Source organism: Nannocystis punicea (assembly GCF_026965555.1).
GTDB lineage: Bacteria > Myxococcota_A > Polyangia > Nannocystales > Nannocystaceae > Nannocystis > Nannocystis punicea.
The window spans coordinates 11,201,819-11,219,660 of sequence record NZ_CP114040.1 but is presented as its reverse complement, the minus strand read 5'-3'; the positions used below and the strand labels follow the sequence as shown (position 1 = coordinate 11,219,660).

At 72.8% G+C, this 17,842-nt stretch carries 14 protein-coding genes and 1 other RNA gene; 6 read left to right on the top strand and 9 right to left on the bottom strand.

The features are described from left to right. Positions 1 to 2 precede the first annotated feature (2 nt). The 3 genes from O0S08_RS42965 to rnpB all read left to right on the top strand — a co-directional run bounded on the left by O0S08_RS42965 (position 3) and on the right by rnpB (position 3,015). Positions 3 to 1,541: a SpoVR family protein gene (locus O0S08_RS42965; protein ID WP_269035330.1), complete on the top strand. Its 1,539-nt coding sequence runs from the start codon at positions 3 to 5 to the stop codon at positions 1,539 to 1,541. 202 nt (positions 1,542 to 1,743) lie between these two features. After that, entirely contained in the window at positions 1,744 to 2,562 is an 819-nt protein-coding gene (locus O0S08_RS42960; protein WP_096328098.1) for a PP2C family protein-serine/threonine phosphatase, read from the top strand. A 78-nt stretch (positions 2,563 to 2,640) separates the two neighbouring features. Next, positions 2,641 to 3,015: RNase P RNA component class A (rnpB, locus tag O0S08_RS42955), an RNA gene on the top strand. A 182-nt stretch (positions 3,016 to 3,197) separates the two neighbouring features. Here the strand turns inward: rnpB and O0S08_RS42950 are convergent. Genes O0S08_RS42950 through O0S08_RS42935 form a run of 4 tightly spaced genes read right to left on the bottom strand, consistent with a single transcriptional unit; the run spans position 3,198 to position 9,985 of the window. Next, positions 3,198 to 3,944: a hypothetical protein gene (locus O0S08_RS42950; RefSeq protein ID WP_269035329.1), complete on the bottom strand. Its 747-nt coding sequence runs from the start codon at positions 3,942 to 3,944 to the stop codon at positions 3,198 to 3,200. Between the two features lie 41 nt (positions 3,945 to 3,985). Next, positions 3,986 to 4,828, bottom strand: coding sequence for a hypothetical protein (locus tag O0S08_RS42945; protein ID WP_269035328.1), 843 nt, complete (start codon positions 4,826 to 4,828; stop codon positions 3,986 to 3,988). Between the two features lie 44 nt (positions 4,829 to 4,872). Further along, the gene (locus O0S08_RS42940) at positions 4,873 to 6,522 is read right to left on the bottom strand and encodes a serine/threonine-protein kinase (RefSeq protein ID WP_269035327.1); all 1,650 of its coding nucleotides are present in this window, start codon (positions 6,520 to 6,522) and stop codon (positions 4,873 to 4,875) included. 19 nt (positions 6,523 to 6,541) lie between these two features. Next, positions 6,542 to 9,985, bottom strand: coding sequence for a sulfatase-like hydrolase/transferase (locus O0S08_RS42935; RefSeq protein WP_269035326.1), 3,444 nt, complete (start codon positions 9,983 to 9,985; stop codon positions 6,542 to 6,544). Positions 9,986 to 10,345: 360 nt separating this feature from the next. Here O0S08_RS42935 and O0S08_RS42930 point away from each other — a divergent pair, with 360 nt between their 5' ends. Both O0S08_RS42930 and O0S08_RS42925 read left to right on the top strand, forming a co-directional pair. After that, on the top strand, positions 10,346 to 11,167 hold the full coding sequence (locus O0S08_RS42930) for a GNAT family N-acetyltransferase (protein WP_269035325.1): 822 nt from the start codon (positions 10,346 to 10,348) through the stop codon (positions 11,165 to 11,167). Positions 11,168 to 11,177: 10 nt separating this feature from the next. Continuing rightward, complete coding sequence (locus O0S08_RS42925; RefSeq protein ID WP_269035324.1) at positions 11,178 to 11,819, top strand: DUF4291 domain-containing protein; 642 nt, start codon at positions 11,178 to 11,180, stop codon at positions 11,817 to 11,819. A gap of 52 nt (positions 11,820 to 11,871) precedes the next feature. On the opposite strand, the gene O0S08_RS42920 is transcribed toward O0S08_RS42925, so the two are convergent. From O0S08_RS42920 to O0S08_RS42905, 4 genes are all read right to left on the bottom strand, one after another. Next, positions 11,872 to 12,645, bottom strand: a complete 774-nt coding sequence (locus O0S08_RS42920) for an SDR family NAD(P)-dependent oxidoreductase (protein ID WP_269035323.1) — start codon at positions 12,643 to 12,645, stop codon at positions 11,872 to 11,874. Positions 12,646 to 12,659: 14 nt separating this feature from the next. Continuing rightward, a complete protein-coding gene (locus O0S08_RS42915) occupies positions 12,660 to 14,324 on the bottom strand; it encodes a serine/threonine-protein kinase (RefSeq protein ID WP_269035322.1) in 1,665 nt (554 codons plus the stop codon). A gap of 100 nt (positions 14,325 to 14,424) precedes the next feature. Further along, on the bottom strand, positions 14,425 to 15,372 hold the full coding sequence (locus O0S08_RS42910; protein WP_269035321.1) for a hypothetical protein: 948 nt from the start codon (positions 15,370 to 15,372) through the stop codon (positions 14,425 to 14,427). Between the two features lie 265 nt (positions 15,373 to 15,637). After that, positions 15,638 to 16,204 carry a hypothetical protein gene (locus tag O0S08_RS42905; protein WP_269035320.1) on the bottom strand — a complete coding sequence of 189 codons (567 nt, stop codon included), beginning with the start codon at positions 16,202 to 16,204 and terminating at the stop codon, positions 15,638 to 15,640. A 237-nt stretch (positions 16,205 to 16,441) separates the two neighbouring features. On the opposite strand from O0S08_RS42905, the gene O0S08_RS42900 reads away from it, so the two are divergent. Continuing rightward, the gene (locus tag O0S08_RS42900) at positions 16,442 to 16,774 is read left to right on the top strand and encodes a hypothetical protein (protein ID WP_269035319.1); all 333 of its coding nucleotides are present in this window, start codon (positions 16,442 to 16,444) and stop codon (positions 16,772 to 16,774) included. A 96-nt stretch (positions 16,775 to 16,870) separates the two neighbouring features. Here the strand turns inward: O0S08_RS42900 and O0S08_RS42895 are convergent, their stop codons facing one another. Beyond that, positions 16,871 to 17,815 carry a YkgJ family cysteine cluster protein gene (locus O0S08_RS42895; protein ID WP_269035318.1) on the bottom strand — a complete coding sequence of 315 codons (945 nt, stop codon included), beginning with the start codon at positions 17,813 to 17,815 and terminating at the stop codon, positions 16,871 to 16,873. Positions 17,816 to 17,842: the final 27 nt, after the last annotated feature.

Genomic DNA, 17,842 nt, shown 5'->3' with positions numbered 1-17,842 from the left:
CCATGACGCAGTCGCTCTACAGCCCCTCCGGCCAGCTGCCGCCCGCGCTCCGCGACCTGCAGGACGAGATCAAGTCGTACGCCGACGAGTTCGGCCTCGACACCTTCCCGGTCGTGTTCGAGACCATCGACTACCGCCACATGTGCGAGATCGCGGCCTACGGCGGCTTCCCCGTCCGCTACCCCCACTGGCGCTTCGGCATGGAGTACGACCACATGCTCAAGAGCCACACGTACGGGCTGTCGAAGATCTACGAGCTCGTCATCAACACCAACCCCTGCTACGCGTACCTGCTCGAGGGCAACTCGTTCGTCGACCAGAAGCTGGTGATGGCCCACGTCTACGGCCACTGCGACTTCTTCAAGAACAACTACTTCTTCTCGCACACCGACCGCCGCATGATCGACGGGATGGCCAACAACGCGTCCCGCGTGCGCCGCTACATGGACCGCCAGGGCGTGTCCAACGTCGAGACCTTCGTCGACACCTGCCTGTCCGTCGACAACCTCATCGACCCCTGGCTGCCGTTCCGCCGCAAGGAGAGCCGCCGCGCCCCCGAGCCCAGCGCCCCCGAGGTCGACGCCAACGGCCCCGAGCCCGGCCGCCTCCACAACACCCGCAGCTACCTCGAGGGCTACATCAACCCGCCCGAGCTGCTCGCCGCCCAGAAGGCCAAGAAGAAGCAGGCCGACGAGGCCCAGAAGCGCAAGAACCCGCCGCACCCCGAGCGCGACGTGCTCGGCTTCCTCATGCAGTACGCGCCGCTCGAGGCGTGGGAGGCCGACGTCCTCGGCATCATCCGCGAGGAGGCCTACTACTTCCTGCCGCAGATGCAGACGAAGATCATGAATGAGGGCTGGGCCACCTACTGGCACTCGCGCATCATGACCACGCGAGCGCTGCGCGACGACGAGCTCATCGACTACGCCGACGCCGCCAGCGGCGTGACCGCGATGGGCCCCGGCCAGCTCAACCCGTACAAGCTCGGCGTCGAGCTCTACCGCCACATCGAAGACCGCTGGAACACCGGCCGCTTCGGCAAAGAGTACGACGAGTGCACCTCGCTGTCGCAGCGCGCCGCGTGGGACAAGAAGCTCGGCCTCGGGCGCCAGAAGCTCTACGAGGTCCGGCGCATGCACAACGACGTCACCTTCCTCGACGAGTTCTTCACCGAAGACTTCTGCCGCGAGCAGAAATTCTTCACCTACAAGGAGAACCGCCGCACCGGCCGGCTCGAGATCGAAGGCCGCGAGTTCGGCAAGATCAAGCAGCAGATCCTCCAGCAGCTGTCGAACTTCGGCCAGCCGTTCATCTACGTCGTCGACGCCAACTACCTCAACCGCAGCGAGCTGCTGCTCGGCCACCGCCACGAGGGCGTCGACCTCAAGATGGATTACGCCCGCGACACCCTCCGCAACGTCGAGCGGATCTGGCGGCGCCCGGTCTCCATCCTCACGGTCCTCGACGACAAGCCCAAGCGGATCCGCTTCGACGGCGCGGAGATCTCCATGTCCGACGAGCCGGCGGCCTTCCGCGTGTGATTCGGGCCCCTGGCGGCCCACAGCCGTACCTGGCCCCGAGGCCCGGCTCCGCCGACGCGCGGACCGCCGGAGCCGTTCGGAGCCGTCGGTTTACTCACGCGCTGCCGGCGCCGCCGTGTCTGCACCGGCGGCCCACGCTGCTCGCATCGGACCACGAAGGGATAGGTCTCGATTCGCTGCCGTACGTGGTATCGTCCAGGCTGTGCGTTTGATCGCGTGGGCATCCACCGACGTCGGCCGCGTCCGCATGGCGAACGAGGACAGCTTCCTCGTCGACAGCTCGCTCGGGCTGTACCTCGTCGCCGACGGCATGGGCGGCCACGCTGGCGGTGCACATGCCAGTGCCATGTGCGCCGACGTCGTGAACAAGGTCGTTCGCCGCGGGATGGCACGCCTGCACGGCATGCCGCAACAGGCGTGGTCGGAGGCGATCGCGGAGATCCTGCAAGCCTCGGCGAGCGAGGCGAGCGCGAGGATCTACGACCAGGCGCAGCAGGACCGCTCGCTCCACGGGATGGGTACCACGCTCACCGGCATCCTGTTCCACGGCGACCGCGGCTACGTGGTCCACGTCGGAGACAGCCGCGCGTACCTGCTGCGCTCGGCGATGGCGTGCCAGCTGACCACCGACCACTCCTGGCTCAACGAGCAGGTGCTCGCCGGCCTCATCACCGAGGAAGAGGCGCAGGAGTCGGACCTCAAGCACATCATCACCCGCTCGGTCGGCTTCGAACGCCTGGTCGAGGCCGACATCGTGCCGGTCAACGTCAACCTCGGCGACGTGTACCTGCTGTGCTCGGACGGCTTCGCCAACTACGTGTCGCTCGACGAGCTGGCCGCGCTGGCCCGCGACAACCTGTACTCCGAGCTGCCGCAGGTCTGTACCGAGCTGGCGCTCGAGCGCGGCGGCGACGACAACATCACCGTGGTCGTGGTGCTCGCCTGCAACGACCACGACGAGCGCCACGCGGTCCGTCAGCTCAGCAAGACCGCGACCGACACGCTGCCCTCGCTGCCCTGAGCTCGCCGCCCGGCGCGCCGCGCCCCCGCTTGGCCGCCGCGCCTCCGCGTGCTACACCGCCCGCGGGAGAGGAGCGGCCGAGGGGGACAAGGCGTTCGCGGGTGATAGGCCACGGCCGAAGCACTCGAGGAAAGTCCGGGCTCCGCAGGGCAGGGTGCTGGCGCAGGCCAGTCGGGGCGACCCGAAGGAAAGTGCCACAGAAACTCAAACCGCCCGCGTCCGCGCGGGTAAGGGTGAAAAGGTGCGGTAAGAGCGCACCGGGGACCTGGCGACAGGGACCGCACGGTAAACCCCACCCGGAGCAAGGCCAAACAGGGGCACGGTGGCTCTCCGCAAGGAAGTCACCAGGGGCTGCCCGTCCCGCCCCGGGTAGTGCCGCGTAGAAGAATGACCGCCACCTGGGGGAGGCGACGAACCCAGGGACAAAACCCGGCTTACGACCCCGCTCGTCCGCTCCTCCTCCCGCTACTCGACGTAGAAAGGACATGTCCGCGGGGACATGTCCTTTCGTGCATCTCGTGGACCGAGCGGCTCCCGGCTCGCCGGCTGGCGGCCCGAGCTGTCTCGCGGTCCGCGGCTCGCCCCGCGACGGCATGCGGCGCGAGCCGGGCTGCGGCGGCTCGACGGCCGTGCGCTCAGCCGCCGCAGGAGAACAGCACGCACGAGCCGCTGCAGCACTGGGAGCCGCTGCTGCAGCTCTGGCCGGCGAGCCGGCAGCACTTGGCGAAGTCGAAGGACTTGCAGTTGCCGCCGCAGGCCAGGTCGCCGCCGCCGTAGTTGGCGGGGAAGTCGACGCACTCCTTGCCCTTGAGGTCGGTGCCGTCGCAGGTCTCGCCGGGCTCGGCGAGGTTGTTGCCGCACACCGGGCCGACCATCGTCGTCGAGTCGGTCGACGTCTCGGTGGTCGTGTCGGTCGTCGTCTCGAGGGTGTCGGTGATCGTCTCGACGAGGGTGTCCGAGAGCGTCTCGAGCGTCGTCGTGCTGGTCGTCGTGGTCGAGTCGTCGGTGGTGCCGGTGGAGGTCGACGTGCTGGTGGAGGTCGACGTGCTGGTGGAGGTCGACGTGCTGGTGGTCGGGTCGACCGCGGTGGTCGTCGACGTGCTGGTGGTCTGCGTGCCGGTCGTGGGGATCGTCGTCGACGGGTCGCCGGTGGTGGTGGTGGTGGTGACCGCGCCGCTGTCGGACTCGCGGTGGCACGCATCGATCGTCACCGGCTCGGCCACGCAGCCGTCGTTGCTGGCCTCGCACAGGTTGCAGTACGGGCGGTCGGCGTCGCGCTGGGCGCAGCTGAGATCGCCGGACTGATTGCCGCAGTGGCTCACGTTGGGGACCGAGCACCCGGCGAGGAAGGCGAGCCCGACTGCGAATGTTCTCCAGGACATGTTCCGAACAACCTGTCTCTTTAGGCTAGTGAAAGCGCGGGTCAGAACGAACCGGCCAGCGACAGGCCGGCCGTGCCGCGGCCGACGCTGGGCAGCCAGGACACGCGGCGCTGGGTGTTCTTGCGGTCGAGGGCGAGCAGGACTGCGCCGGTGATCGCGGCCGCGAGGCCGACGCCGAGGGTGACCACGCCGGCGGGGCGGGTGGAGATCTCGTAGAGCGGCATGTCGGGGTCGGGGCGAGGCTCGCGGATCGCCAGGCCGAGGCCGACGACGACGCCGACCCCGCCGACGGCGAGCAGGGCCACGCCGGCCTTGCCGCGGCCGCCGAGGCCTTTCGGCGGCGGCGGCGGCTCCGGCTTCGGCGGCTCGGGCGGCGGCGCTGCGGCCTTCAGCTGGGCCTCGCGCTGGGCCTGGGCGAAGTCGCGGACGAACGGGACCAGGCGCTCGATCTCCGCGGTCCCGCGCTCCACCGCCTCGCCCTCCGTGCACAGCCGGCACTCGGTCTCGTGCACGCTGTCGCCGACCGGGTCGGTGCCGACGTAGAGGCCGGAGCCGATCACGTAGCCCGGCTCCTCGCCCGGCAGCGCCCGCACGATCACGCGGATCCACGGGTCCCGCGGGCCGCGGCCGGGCAGCACCTCGGCGCGGCGCAGCTGGCGGTTGCCGACCTCGTCGAGGCGCTCGTGGATCACGGGCCCTGCCGGGCCGGCCGCGTTGGTGTCGATCGCCAGGCTCGCGCGGGCGATCGTCTCGCTGGCGAGCGCCGGCTCGGCCGGGCGGGGCGTCGGGCTCGCGGGTGTGGTCGCGGAGGTCGAGCCGCTCGCGGGCGCGGAGGTCGAGCCGCTCGCGGCGGCGGCCGGCGGCTTCGCGGGCGCGGCGTGCACGGGCGCGGACGGGATCGCGGCGACGGACAGAACGCAGACGAGGCTCAGCCCCCGACGCGCTTTTGGCACAGCTTGAGCCAACCTTGAGCCTCCTGGTCTTTGAGACCTTTCCCTACGGACATGCATCCTGTGAAGTCCCCGAGCTCCATCAGCGCCTTGGTCTCGAGCTTGCGGGCCTCGGCGGTCGAGGCCCAGCACTCGCGCTGACGACTATAGTCTCGCAAGATCGCCCAGCGCTGGGTCCTTCGGGCCTCCTCCGCCGACGTGCGGAGTCGCTGGCAACGCGGGCTCAGGTAGGCGTCCCCACCCGGGCGGGACCCCGTCTTCGTGGTCGGGCGCGCGCTCGTGCCCTCGGGGGGCGGCGGAGTCGGCTCCAGCGGGGGCGGTTCGACCGGCGGCTGGGTCGGGGGCGGCTCGACCGCGGGCGGCGGCGGTGAGATGTCCTTCGGGACAGGTACCGGCTCGACCGGCGCCGGCGCGGGCGGGGTCACTGCGGCCAGCTCTTGGGGCGGCGGCGAGTCGGGCCCGCGCAGCAGCAGCCACACCACAGTGACGAGGCCCAGGACGGTGAGCAGCGCGAGCACCTGCGTCGCGGCGCGGTAGCGCGGCTGGGGCCGGCGCAGCGGCGCGAGCGTGGCCGCCGGCGAGGGCGAGGCCGACGGCATCGACGTCGACGGCGTCGGGATCACGGGCGCGGGCACGTCGAGCCGCGGCAGCCGCGACTCGGAGGCCTCGCCCGCCGGGGTCGGCCCGAGCTTGTTGGCGAGGATCAGCGACTCGCGCCGCATGTCCTGCAAGATCGCGTCGAGGCGGGCCGCGACCGCGTCGCCGTCGGGCGGGCGCTCGGCGGAGTCGGTCGCGAGGCAGTCGGCGATCAGCTTGACGAGCGCGGGCGGCAGGCCGGGGCGGCGCGTGTCGACCGACGGCGCCGGCCGGTTGAGCTTGAAGGCCAGCAGCTCGAACGCGTTGCTGGCCGAGAACGGGATGTCGCCGGTCAGCATCTCGAACAGCATCACGCCCATCGCGTAGACGTCGAAGGTCGGGCGCGCGGGCATGTTGGTGGCCTGCTCGGGCGCCATGTACTCGGGCGTGCCCATGAGCGAGCCGGGGCTGGTGATGCGTTCGGCGCCGGCGACGATGAGGCCGGTGTTGGCGGCGATGCCGAAGTCGAGCACCTTGACGGCCTCGCCGTCGAGCTGCGGCACGAGCATGATGTTGCTCGGCTTGAGGTCGCGGTGGACGATGCCGGCGCGGTGACCTGCCCCGAGGGCCAGGGCGATCTGGCGCATGATGTTGCACGCGCGGCGCGGCGGCTCGACCGAGGTGCTCTCGATCAGCTCCGCCTCGAGGTCGCGGCCGGCGAGGTGCTCCATCACCAGGAACAGGCGGCGGTCGGGCAGGGCGCCGGCGTCGAACACTTGAACGATGTTCGGATGGCCGATCGTGCTGGCGGTGCGGGCCTCGGCGCGAAATCTGCGGACGATCGAGTCGGTCTGACTCCACTGCGGCAGCAGCACCTTGATCGCGACCTTGCGGCCGACCTCGACGTGTTCGGCGAGGTATACCGAGCCCATGCCGCCGCGGCCGAGGACCTGCAGCACTTGATAGCGGCCGACGAGGATCGTGCCCGGGGGGAAGTCGCCCTCGGGTCCGGCGGCCTCCGGCTCGGTGTCGATGGCGAGGTCGAAGCTCACGACGCTGCGCCTCAGGCTATCACGGACCCGGCTCCGTCCTCGAAGGGAGCGCTCGGGCCAGGTCGTGGTCGGCGATCGCCCGCGACACCGCCAGCGCGCGCCGGGCCCGCTCCACCAGCCCGGTGCAGGCCTCGCGCTCGATCCGGGGCCCTTCGGCCGCAAAACAGGCCCCGCCGGGGGGGATGTCGCGCCCGGCGACCGCGAACAGGCGCCCGTCGCCCACCGCCGAGCCGTCGGGGAGGGCGGCCACCCCCGGGTCGACCCGAGCCGGGACCAGCGGTCGGCCGACGAAGGCCGGCGGCGCTGGTAGGCCGAGGTAGTGCAGCCAGGTCGGGGCCAGGTCGACGTGGCTGCCGACGGCGTCGACCTCGCCGACCGCCTGTCCCTTCGGCAAGACGAGGAAGCCCGGCACGCGCTCGAGCCGGAGCGGCAGCGACGGCGACCCGGCCGGTTCGCCCGCCAGGGCGGCGATCTCCGGCGTGACCCCGAGCCGGGCGTCGTGGTCGCCGTAGATCGCCACCGCCGTGCTGTCCGCGAGGCCAGCCGCCTCGAGGCCGGCGAACAGCTCGGCCAGGGCGGCGTCGAGGTGGTGGATCCCGTGGAGGTAGTTGCCGAGGCTCGTGCCCTCGAGCGCGCCGAGCTGCAGCCGGCGCAGCCCCGGCGGGAACTCGTCGTACGGGTGGTGCAGGCTGAGGGTCACCAAAAACGCGAAGAACGGCTTCTCGGCGGCGGCCAGCTCGGGGAGCATGCGGGCGAAGAACGCCTCGTCGGCCAGGCCCCAGCCGATCACCGGCCCCGGGCCGAGCTCGCGGTCGAACAGCGAGCGGTCGAAGCCGTAGCGCGGGTGCAGCGTCGCGCGGTTCCAGAACCCGCGCTTGAACGGGTGGGCCGACAGCGTCGAGTAGCCGGCCGCCTTGAGCGCGTGGGCGATCGTCTCGAAGCGGTTGCCCGCGCGCAGGAACGCGACCGCGCCCTGGCCGAGGGGGTACTGCGAATTCAGGATCGCATACTCCGCGTCCGAGGTCATACCCTGGGCGGTGATGTCGACCACCGCGCTGTAGTAGAGCGCACGCTGGCGCAGGCGGTTCAAAAACGGCGTGATCTCCTGGCCTGCGACTGTGGCGCCGATCGTCCAGCCCTGCAGCGCCTCGGCCTGGATCACCAGCAAGTTGGCCCCGCGCGCCAGGCCGAAGCCGGGCGGAGGGGTCTTGTCGCGCCCGGCGAAGAACGCCGCGATCTCGGCCCGCTCCTCGGCCGACAGCGAGCGCTGGCCGAGCGCGCCGGCGACCGTGCGGACCACGTCGAACAGGTGGGCCCCGAGCACGCCGAAGCGGCCGGCGTTGTGCTGCTCGGAGAACACGCGCGACCCGAGGCCGCTGCGCATCGCCCCGCCGAGGCTGACCGCGATCGGCAGGCTCGCCGCCAGCAGCGCCGCCGCGCCCGCCAGGGTGACGCGCCGGCAGATCTGCCGGCCCGGCCGCGCCTCCCCGCGGGCCCGCGGCCACGCGCACGCGAGGATCAGGCCGGCCAGCGGCGCCGCGGCCAGCCAGGCGTACTCGGGCCGCAGCAGCGCCTTCACGCTGGCGCCGATCGCCCCGACCTGGTGCGCGCCGACCAGCGCTTGCACCGGCACGATCGCCCCGAGCACGTGCATGTACAGCAGATCGGCGAGCAGCAGCACGGCTGTCCCGAGGGACAGGACGAACGCCAGCCACGGCCGCAGCCCCGCCGGCGCCAGCAGGACCAGCAGGCCCGGGACCGCGGCCGCGCTGATCCCCGCCGCGCGCCCGCCCTGCCACAGCTCGATCGCCGCCAGCTCGTGGAACGCCGCCCCGAGCCCGGCCAGCGCCGCCCACAGCCACAGCGCCGGCACCAGGTCGAGCGCCGCCCACCGCCACGAGCCGGGCGCCGGCCGTCGCCGCCGCGCCACGACCACCAGCGCAAGAGTCGCCAGCACCAGCGCCGACTGCCACGAGGCCGCGCGCAACCTGACCTTGACGACATGTTCCGAAGGACCGCCGGCGGGCGGCGGGAACCACCGCACCTGCTCGCGCACCATCGCCAGCGCGAGCGTGTAGCTGCCGGCGCGCGGCGGGCCGATCACGCGGACCGACACCGTGGCCGTCTCGCCGGGGGCGACCGCGTGGGGCAGCTCGGTGCGCATGCCCTCGTGCTGCAGCGGCGCGCCCTCGGGCGTGCGCCAGCGGTACGACAGGCGATCGCCCGCGGCCGGCGACCAGGTCTCGGCGCCGGTGTTGCGGACGGTGACCGTGAACGCGTCGGCGTCGGCGGCGGCCAGCCGGGTCGGCCAGTCGGCGGCGACCAGCTCCCACGCCAGCGCCGGCGGGCCGACCGTCGCCGCGGCCGCCAGCTCGCGCTCCGGGGCGATCCACGCCTCGCCCTCGCGGACCAGCCGCGGCGCCAGCGCGTAGCTGCCGGGCGCGTCGGGCGGCCGCACCCGCAGCTCGAGCTCGACGACCTCGCCGGGCTCGACCGGCCCGGGCAGCTCGGTGCGGATGCCCTCGAGGACATGTCCGTCAGGACCTGTCCAAACGTAGCTGACCTTCAGGCCCTGTCCTGGAAGCCAGGCCTCCTCGCCGCGGTTCTCGAGCGCCAGCTGGGCCAGCGCCGGCAGCCCGGCCTGCAGCGGCGGCAGGCTCAGCGACAGCGCCGCGAACGCGTCGCGCGGGGCGGAGACCCGCACCTGCGCGGTCGCCTCGCCGGCCCCGGGCCCGTACCAGGCCACGGCCTCGCGGACCGGCTGCCACACCACGGTGTACTGCCCCGGCTGCGCCGGCGCGCGCAGCTCGGCCGGCAGGATCACGCAGCCGCCGGGCTCGACCGCGGCCGGCAGGGTGGTGCGCACGCCCTCGAGCCGCTGGCCCTCGCGGCCGAGCCAGTGGTAGCTGAGGGCGTCGCCGAGCTCGTCGGCCCACGCGTTCGCGCCGGTGTTGCACAGCCGCACCCGCGCGGTCGCCCGCGCCCCCGCGGCGATCTCGGCCGGCGACTCGACCTGCTCGATCGACCAGGTGCCGGGAGCAGGGCCGACGTCGACCGCGACCGCGTCGCCGCCCCCGACCGGCGGGTCGTACCAGAACGCGTTCTCGCGCACGAGCGCCCAGCGCAGCACGTAGCGCCCGGCAGTCGCGGGGGCCGCGAGCGTCGCCGCCAGGGCCACGGTCTCGCCCGGCTCGACCGCGTACGGCAGCCGCGTGCGCGCCCCGTCGCGCTCGAGCACCGCGCCGTCGGGCGACTCCCAGTGGTACGACAGGTGGTCCTTCTGTCCTTCGGACCATGTCTCTCGGCTCAGGTTCTGCAGCGCGACGCCGACCGTGACCCGCTGCCCGGGGGCCAGCGCCTTCGGGGTCGCCGCGCCCGCGAGCCGCCACGCCGGGGCCGCCCGCGCCTCGCCGGCCGCGCCCGCGACCAGGCCGATCGCCAGCAGGAGGGCGCGCGCCGACACGACCCTGGACCGTAGTGCCGCGCGCGGTGAAATTCAACCGCCCCGTGCGCCCCGTAGGGTTCCGGCGCGAGCCCCCGTGGGTGGCCGGCGTCGCCGAGGTGGAGTTGCTGCGGACCCGGTCGATCGCAGCGTCGCACCGGGTCGAGCGCCGAGCCCTCGCCTTCGCCGGACTGGGGCCACCTCGGGCGTCGGTCGATCGCAGCGCCCCCGCACTCGAGCGGCGCGAATCGTCGCCAACGAGCCCGTCTCACGGCCTCGTGCGACGCAGCATCGCTCCGCGCCAGCGAGCGGAGCGCCGAAAACCGTCGCGCCCGCGAGTCGCTGCGCGGCGGCCCTCGGCGACCTGCTACGCTTGCCCCCATGGCCCTCGCGCACCGCCCCGCGCGTGGCGACGACTACGCCACGTTCGCCCGCCTCTTCCCCGAGCTCGACACCGGCGACCCGATCCCCTCGCCGTCGCACTGGGTCGCCGAGATCGCCCCGAACACCTGGCTCTTCGAACAGGGCGGCGCGGCCGTCGGCTACCTGTTCTTCGAGCGCCTGGCGGGCGTCGGCTACATCCGCCACGTCGTCGTCGTGCCCGAGCATCGCGGTCGGGGCCTCGGCGTCGCCATGTTGCGGGCGGCGGCCGCCGACCTGCGCGCGGCCGGGTGCGCCACCTGGTGCCTCAACGTCAAGCCCGGCAACCTGCCCGCGGTGCGCCTGTATCAGCGCCTCGGCATGCGCGAGGCCTACCGCTCGACCGCGCTGCGGTTCTTGTGGTCGCAGACCGACGCCTTGCCGCCGCCGCCGAAATTATTGACGACCCGCGCGATCGACCCGGCCGACGACGCGGCGATCGAGGCCGCCTTCGCCTTGCCGAGCGGTCAGCTCGCCGGCGGGCGCGCCGCCGGGCGGGTCCTGGTCCGCCTCGTCGATCCGGCCGAGCCGGCCGCGATGCAGCTCGGCTTCGCCTCGTTCAACCCCGACTTCCCGGGCGCCTTCCCGTTCCGCGTCGCCGACCCCGACCACGCGGCCGCGCTGCTCGCCGGCCTGCGCCCGCACGCGCGGCCCGACAAGCCCAACATGGGCATCGTCGCCGAGGCCGACCCGGGCCTGACCGCGCGCATGGTGACGATCGGCGCGACCATCCACATGGAGTTCTCCCACTTCAAAGGACATGTCCCGGAAGACCTGTCCTGAAATCCATCCGATGAAGCTGCTCACCGAACCGTATCACCTGCAAAAGACCCGCTGGCCGCAGACGGGCCGGCACATCCTGGCCCAGTTCGACGCCGACACCGTCGTGGTCTACCAGGCCTACCGCCCCGCGATCGGCCGCTTCGCCGCCGAGCACCAGCGCTTCGGCGGCCCGTTCAGCCTCGAGCGGATGACGTGGATCAAGCCGAACTTCTTGTGGATGCAGTACCGCTCCGGCTGGGGCACCAAGGACGGCCAGGAGGTGACCCTCGCGGTCCGCCTCCGCCGCGACGCCTTTAATAAAGTGCTCGCGGAGGCGGTCCACTCGACCTACGTGCCCGAGGTCTACGGCGAGCGCAAAGCCTGGGAAAGACTCGGCAAGCGCTCCGACGTGCGGCTGCAGTGGGACCCCGACCACGGGCCCTCCGGCGACAAGCAGGAGCGGCGGGCGATCCAGCTCGGCCTGCGCGGCGCGGCGATCGCCGCCTACGCGCAGGAGTGGATCGTCGACATCGAAGACATCTCCGGCTTCGTCGCCGAGCAGCGCCAGGTGTGGTTCGAGGGCGATCGCCAGGCGCTGGTCACCCCGCGCGAGGACGTCTATCCGGTCGACGACCCGGCCGTCGCGGCCAAGCTCGGCATCGGCCTGGCCTAGAGGGCATGTCCGCAGGGACATGCCCTTCGGGACATGACCCGGGCCCGGCGCCTCACCGGAACGACGTCAGGGTGCGGCCGCCGTCGATCGTGTGCAGGCCGCCGGTGATCCAGCCGGCCTCGTCGCTGACGAGGAACGCCGCCAGCGCGGCGATCTCCTGCGGCTGGCCCGGGCGGCCGAGCGGGTGGGTCGACTTGGCGCGCTCGAGGAAGGCCGCGTAGTCGGCGACCGCGCCGGTGGCGGTGTGCAGCTCGCTGACGACCACGCCCGGGCAGATCGCGTTGACCCGGACCCCGCGCGGCGCCAGCTCGAGCGCCAGGCACTGGGTCAGCATGTCGAGCGCGGCCTTGCTGACGCAGTACGACAGGATCGTCGGGTACGGGCGCAGGCCGGCGATGCTCGACAGGTTGACGATCGACGGGCCGTTGCCGTGGACCAGCGACGGAGCTGCCCTTCGGGTCAGGTCGTAGACCGCCTCGAGGTTGCAGTCCATGATCCGCCGCCACTCGTCGGGCTTCGGGCTGTCGAGGATCGAGTCGTTGCCGATCACCCCGGCGGCGTTGACCAGCACGTCGAGGCCGCCGAGGCCCTGCAGCGCCTCGTTGACGACCCGCTCGTTGTCCTCGCCGCGGGTGTGCTCGGCGGCGATCGCCACCACCTCGACGCCGGCCACCCGCGCCTGCTCGGCGGTCTCCTTCAGCCGCTCGAGCCGGCGCCCGGTGATCGCCAGGCTCGCGCCCTCCTCCGCGAACCGCAGGGCGATGGCCCGCCCGATCCCGCTGGTCGCTCCCGTGACCAGCGCCCGCTTGCCCGTGAGTCGCTTCATCGCCGGCGACGCTATCACATCGTGAAGGTGTGCCGGTGCGTCGACTTGGCCCGCGTCGGCCGCAGCAGCGCCGTCTTGACCACCCGCGCCACGCAGTTGCCGAGCGTGCTGCCCGCCTGCGACCCGGTCGGCTCGGCGCTCTTGACCGAACCGTCGGGCCCCACCACCACCTGCACCGTGACTTCCATTTTGCGCAGCGAGTAGCGCGAGCACTCGAGCTTGACCCGCGGGCCCACCTTGGTCATCGCCGTCGAGAACTCGCCCGCGGTCACCGGCCCGGGCCCGCTCTTCGGGCTCTTCGGCGTGGTGGCCGGACCCCGCAGCGGCTCGGACTCGCCGTCGACCTCGCTTTCGGCGGCCGTCTCGGCATCGGGCTCGACCTGCGGCTCGGCCGCGGCTTCGACTTGCGGCGGGGTCGCCACAGGCGCCGCCATCTTGACCGCCTCGCCCGGCGGCGCGACGACCGGCGGGGCCTCGACTTTCGGAACCTCGACTTTCGGCGCCTCGTTGACCGGCGCCGCCAGCCGGGTCGGCACCACCGGCGCCATCGCCACGACCGGGGCGGCCAGCTCGCCCTCGCCGCCGTCGTCCTGTCCCTTCGTATAGAACCTTTTGGCCATGGTCCAAAGGACAGCCGAGAACACCAGCAGGATCACGGTGCCGGCGGCGATCACCACGCGCGGGTGGAGCCCGCGCGGCTCGGGCTCCGGGGGCGGCGGCAGCGGGAGCGGCGGCGGCGCGAGGGCGGCGTCGGCCTCGGCGATCGCGGCGCGCAGGGCGGCCGAGAACTCGCGGATGTTGGCGTAGCGCTGGTCGCGGTCCTTGGCGAGGGCGCGCAGGACCACGGTGTCGACGGCCTCGGGGATCTGCGCCGCCGGTCGGGCCTGCGACGGCGGCTGCGGCAGCTGCATCAAGTGGGCGGTGAGCGTCGACATGAAGCTCTCGCCGGCGAACGGCAGCTTGCCGACCAGGAGGTCGTAGAACATCACGCCGACGGCGTAGATGTCGACGCGCGCGTCCGGCTGGAGCCCGCGGATCAGCTCGGGCGCGACGTACTCGGGCGTGCCGAGCAGGCCCGAGCTCGACGGCCGCTCGACGTCGCTGTCCTCGATGATCTTGGCGATCCCGAAGTCGAGCACCTTGATGAAGTCGGGGTCGTTGCCGCGGCGGAGCCGGAAGCAGTTCTCCGGCTTCATGTCGCGGTGGACGATCCCCTGCGCGTGCGCGGCCTCCAGCGCCGCGGCGATCTGCAGCACGATCGCCGCGGCGCGCCGCCACGGCAGCGCGCCCTCGCGTTCGCTGGTGCTCGCCAGGTCCTCGCCTTCGAGGTACTCCATGACGAGGAACACCAGCCCGTCGCTGGTCGAGCCGAAGTCGGTGATGTCGACCACGTTCTCGTGGCGGATCTTCGAGGCCGCGCGGGCCTCGTTGAGGAACCGCTCGACCTCGGTGCGCCGCTCGCTGTGGGCCGCGTCGAGCACCTTGACCGCGACCGGCTTGCGGATCACCACGTGCTCGGCGCGGTAGACGGTGCCCATCCCGCCGTGGCCGATCACCCGCTCGAGCTTGTAGCGGTCGGCGAGGGTGTGGCCGAGCAGCGGGTCGGGCCCGTCGGCGGGCCACATCCCGCGACCGGCGGAGCCGCTCGCCCTGCGCGGGCCGGAAGAACGCGAACGCATCGGGCGACCCCAGCATAGCGGAAGTCGCCCCGCCGCGATCCTCGCGGCCGCGCGTGAAGCAGGGCTCATCTGTCCCCGAGGACAGAAAGTTGCGGGCCCGTCAGAACCGCCAGCGCAGCGCCGCGCCGCCGCCCGTCGGCGAGGCCAGCGGCCACACTGCGACGGCCGCCGGCTCCGGCGCGGACGACCGCCCGGACGCCTGCTTCGCGCGGACCCCGACCACCAGCAGCGCAATCCCGGCGCCGAGCGCCAGCGAGCCGAACACGCCGCCGACCACCGCCATCGCGTTGTCGCCGCGACCGCGCCGCTCGAGCTCGGCCAGCTGCCGGTCGTCGGTCGGCAGCTCCGGCATCGCCTGGACCAGCGCGACGCCGTCGGCCTCGGTGCGCTGGCCGCGGACCATGCCGCCGATCATCAGGCCGACCAGCGCCAGGCCGACCCCGGCCGTCACGCCGCCGGCGATCAGCAGCTTGTTCGGCGCGCGGGCCTTGCTCGGCGCCTCGGGCGGCGGCGGCGGCGGCTCCTCTTTCTCGACCACCCGCGGCAGCTCGAGCGCGGCGCAGTCGAGGTCGGCCTCGCGGGCCTTGGCGGTCAGGAAGTCCTTCCGGACCTCCTCGCGCAGGCCGGTCGCCTTGACCATGTCGGGCGACTTGCGGCCGCGCTTGCGCTCCTGCTCGGTCTCGATGAAGTCGGCCAGCGCCCGGTCGGCGGCGCACAGGTGCGCGGCCGGGTGCTCGTTGCCGCGGCGCTCGCCGCCGGCCGTGTAGGCGCCGCGGTGGGCGTCGACGAGGTCGAACAGCACGGCGGCCCGCAGCTCGCGCTGGCTCACGGGGATCTGCGAGTAGGCGGCCGCGAACTCGCGCGCCGCGGCCGGGAACTGGCCGGCGTCGCGCTCGGCCAGGCCGCGGTCGTAGGCGCTCTGGGCGGCCTCGGAGATCGGCGCCGGTTCGGCCGCCGTCGCCGGTCGCGTCGGCCCCGCCAGCGCCGCGGCGACGACCCACCCGCTCCAGCGGGCGCGCGAACACGAGGTCGCCAGCGAGGTCAACATGCGAGAGGGCGGCGGCGCAAAATCGCGCGAACGGAGGCGGCGACGCGAGGATAGATCGCCGCCCGCAGGCGACACAAGCCGCGCCGAACGGCGACACCCCCGCGAGCGAACCCACGCGTCGCCGGGTTCGCCGGCGCCGCCCGGGGAATGAGCGGGGCAGCCCTCCTGTCCTCAGGGACAGGTCATGTCAAGTCGGGCGCCGCGAACGGCCGGGCGGATGCGCGAGCGGTCCGGGCGCGGCGTTCGCTCGCAGCTCGCACCCCGCTCAGGAGCCGACGCTCATCACCGGGGCGCGGTGGGCGGCGCGGATGATCTCGTCGGCGGCGGCGGCCAGGATCTCGGCGCGGCCGCGGCGGTCGAACGCGGCCAGCGGCTTCATCGGGTCGTTGAGGCCGTAGAAGCTCGAGATCCGCACGCGCTTGGCCTGCTGGGTGTTCGGGTCGACGAACTCGTACTCGACGAACGCGTCCATCGCCGGGCGCATGTAGAGGCACAGCACGGCGGCGCGCGGGTGGGGCTGCGCGGCCAGCACGGCCGGCAGGCGGTGCTCGTCGATGAACGCCGAGGACAGGAAGCCCGGCGAGATCAGCAGCACCGTCACGCGCGCGCCCGCGAGGGCCCGGCGCAGCTCGGGGGCGGCACCGGCGACCCGCAGGTCGTCCCAGAGGTCGAGCATCCAGGCCTTCTGCAGCGGCTTCAGGTGCACTTGCAGCTCGCCCAGGAGATCGCGCTCGCGGTGGCAGTAGGCGACGACGACCCCGGTACGCACCGGCTGCGCCTGCTCACGGGGCGAGGACGACGTCGAGGTTGCAATGACCGACGGCCCGCTCATACCGGCTCCCTTCTAACAGATTCCGCTACACTTTCGCGCATGCCTATGCGGTCTGTCCCATTCGCCCTGTCCGTCCTGACCCTCGCGCTCGTCGCCTGCGGTCCTTCGCCCGAGGCATCGAAGAAGGTGACAGCCGAATCTGTGAAGTCGGCTACGCCCGAGGCAGCACCACCGACGCCTGCGCCGACGGGTCCGTCGGGGGGACCGCAGTTCTCGACCAATGTGCCGGCGTCCTCGGTGCCCGACCCGTCATGGTTCTCGCCGGCGCTGTTGCCGGGGGCGACGGTGACGAAGAAGGGGCGCTCGCCCACCGATGACCAGGGCCGTTTCACGGCTCAAATTCTGTTCGCCTTTCCGGCCGGCGCCACCTTGAAGGACTGCGTCGATCCGCTGGCAGCGGCGCTGGCGAAGATCGTGCCCACGGTGCAGCGCGAGGAGAAGGACGGGCGAGTGACGCTGACCGGCGACACTGCCGACCAGCACGTGATGTTCATGTGTGGCGACGCCAACGGCACGCTGACTTCCTTCGTCAGCTACCGGTGGACGCAACCTCCGCCGGCCGCGCCGTAGAGCTGGGGCCACGTTCGCGCCGACGGTCGGGCTCGTCGCCGGGGCCGCCCGGACCCTCGCGGGCGGGTGTCGTCGCGGCGCACGGGCCCGCGGGCCTCACTTCTTCTTGTGGGCCGCGCGCCGCTGCTCCTTGGCGCGCTCCTTCTGGAACTTCTTGGCCGCGGGGTTGTTGCGGTTGGCCTTGGGGGCGGGCTGACCGTCGGGGGCGAAGCGCGGCGGGGTCTCGCCGACCTCCGGGATCGTCTGCCCCTCGCAGAACTGCAGCATCTGCAACAGGCCCGCGTTGAGGAACGGCGCCACGCCGAGCATCATCCGCTTCTCGATCTGCATCAACGCCACTTGCTGGCGCACCGGCAGGCGGATGTTGCGGGCGATCACCTTGGCGAACGACGGGCTCTGCGGGTCGGACCAGCTCGGGTCGGTGACCACGAAGTGCTGGCGGCACACGTTCGGGCGCACGTCCCAGACGCGGCAGCGGTGGGTCTGCGGGTCGAGCAGCGGGCACAGGTCGCCGCGCCTGGCGAACGCCAGTCGGCCCTCCTCGACCGCGGCGTCGGTCATCGCGATCTTCTCCGGGTCCTTGCCGGTGTGGCGCTGCTGGATCTCCTTGAACTGCGCCTCGCCCGTCTCGGCCAGCCGCTTGGCGACGTCGGCGAAGTCGCGCCACGGGCGGATCGTGCGGTAGATCAGCAGCGCCTCGACGCCGCTGACGCCGACCGGCTGCTCGTGGCAGCAGCGGAACCCCTCGGGGGTGCCGGGGCGCGCGGCTGACCCCAAGTTCATGTGCTTTGCGACAGCCTCGACATAGCCGTCGTAGGCGGCGACGAAGCGGGCGGCGGCGGCGTAGAAGCCCTTGGGGGCGCGCTTGTTCAGGGCGATGTCGGCGAGCCCCGGGAGCGCCGCGATCTCGTCGAGGGCGGCCTGGACGGCCGCGACTTGCGGCTCGGTGGCCTTGCGAACTGCCCGCGGGATGCGGGTGATCTGGTCGCGCGGCATTTTCGGCCGGCGCCCGAGGAGCCGCTTGAAGAGAGCCAGAACCATGAGGCGGCGACTTCTTAGCAGAGGGGC